At 35.0% G+C, this 1,602-nt stretch carries 1 protein-coding gene; it reads right to left on the bottom strand.

Features of this window, described 5'->3' with window-relative positions; translation table 11 throughout:
• Window positions 1-148: 148 nt before the first annotated feature.
• Entirely contained in the window at window positions 149-1,360 is a 1,212-nt protein-coding gene (locus RBB48_RS31580) for an IS110 family RNA-guided transposase (protein WP_102957213.1), read from the bottom strand.
• Window positions 1,361-1,602: the final 242 nt, after the last annotated feature.

Here is a 1,602-nt window from a genome sequence, read left to right as displayed (position 1 = left end):
TTTCTTACGATTAGTCAACTGTTTTTTAGAGCTATAATTGATTGAATTCCAGAAATTTTAAGCCGAATAGAATGCAAACCAAATACCCCTAATATGTGTTCATTTTTTACTAGGGGGAAGATATGGTATGATGGATGAAACTATGGTTTCAGGCGGTTAACCGATAATCATAGTGCATATTATGTGTAATGAGATAGAAGAGAAGCTTCAATAATTTATTTACACATGCAATGGACGCAACTTTATGACACTTGTTATAAGGTTGCGTTTTTAATTTATCGTAATACTCAACAATATGATTTTGTCCGTAACGTCGTTGTTTAATCATGTTCTGGATGATAAGGAAAAGGAGCTTCCGCAAATGCTTATTTCCACGTTTATTGATTTTATCTTTAAAAAAGGTTTTACCTGATTGAAAACGGCGTATATCAATACCAGCAAATGCATTGAGTTGCTTGTTATTGTTAAAACGAGTAATATCTCCTATTTCAGCCATCAAGCGTACGGCAGTATTGGGTCCAATCCCAGGGAGACTGCGAATGATATCATATTCTGCACGTTGCTTAGCTACATACACCATCTTGCTAATACAGCTTTCTTTTTGGTGAAGAAGCTCTTGATAGCGCCTTGCGTATAATTTGAGCTGGTCACACAGAACATCGTTCTGAGAAACAGCAGGATAGCAAATTTCCGCTATTTCAAGTATCTGAATCGCTTTTTTCTCCGCCGTAATATTTGATATTTTTTTATTGGTGTTGGCACGAATACGATTTTTTATAATGGTTTTAGAAAGACCTAAAACACAATCTGGGTGGGGAAATAGTTGAACAAAATTTAAAAACAAATCAGATTTACTAGTAAATATTCTTTCCAATTCTGGAAATGTTAATTGGATTACTTTATGCATACGGCCGCGAATTATTGATAATTCATCATCCAGTTCACTATATAATCTAGATAGAGATTTTAACTGATAGAATAAATTATCAGTTTCGGTAGATACCCTTCGGGTAACTGTAAAATGGGTGAGAGCTAATCGGTGTGCGTCGCTTCGGTCTGTCTTATGAATCCGCAAGGAATCACATTGTATTTTGGCTTCTAATGGATTTAATAAACAATATGTATACTGGTTATTTTGCATAAATCGTTCTAGCTGTCTGGAATAGATCCCTGTTGCTTCGAATACAATTTTAGGTGATTCGCCGGTTTCATCTGTAAGATTATGTATCTTTTCTTGTAGTTTTTTAAAATCAGGCTTAGAATGCTTGATTTCACTTTCGAATACGCATTGTTTTTGTGCATTATAAATTACCATATAACTTTTACCCATACTGACATCAAATGCAATAACGTGTTTCATATAGCTCCTCCTCAGGTGGAATTGAAGTCTTCAACTTACACTTATCGATTCTCATTTCTTATACACGATCTCGAAGACCAACATACTAAAAACTGATTCAAATAAGGTAAGTGAAGAAGGTCAGTTTTGTATACGGATTCAGGATCCCAAGACACCCACGACCTTCTCTTCACTTCTACTATATAAAAAATAGTAGTGCGAACCAATGCCTTGGTCTGCACTACTAATCTTAGTATGTTTTG

This window comes from Bacillus sp. MMSF_3353, assembly GCF_030733445.1.
Taxonomy (GTDB): Bacteria; Bacillota; Bacilli; order Bacillales; family Bacillaceae_G; genus Bacillus_A; species Bacillus_A wiedmannii.
This window is presented reverse-complemented; position numbering and strand designations above follow the sequence as displayed.

Bases quoted from the DNA above. Each gene is read 5' to 3' on its own strand.
- RBB48_RS31580 (WP_102957213.1), bottom strand. From the start codon at position 1,360: ATGAAACACGTTATTGCATTTGATGTCAGTATGGGTAAAAGTTATATG.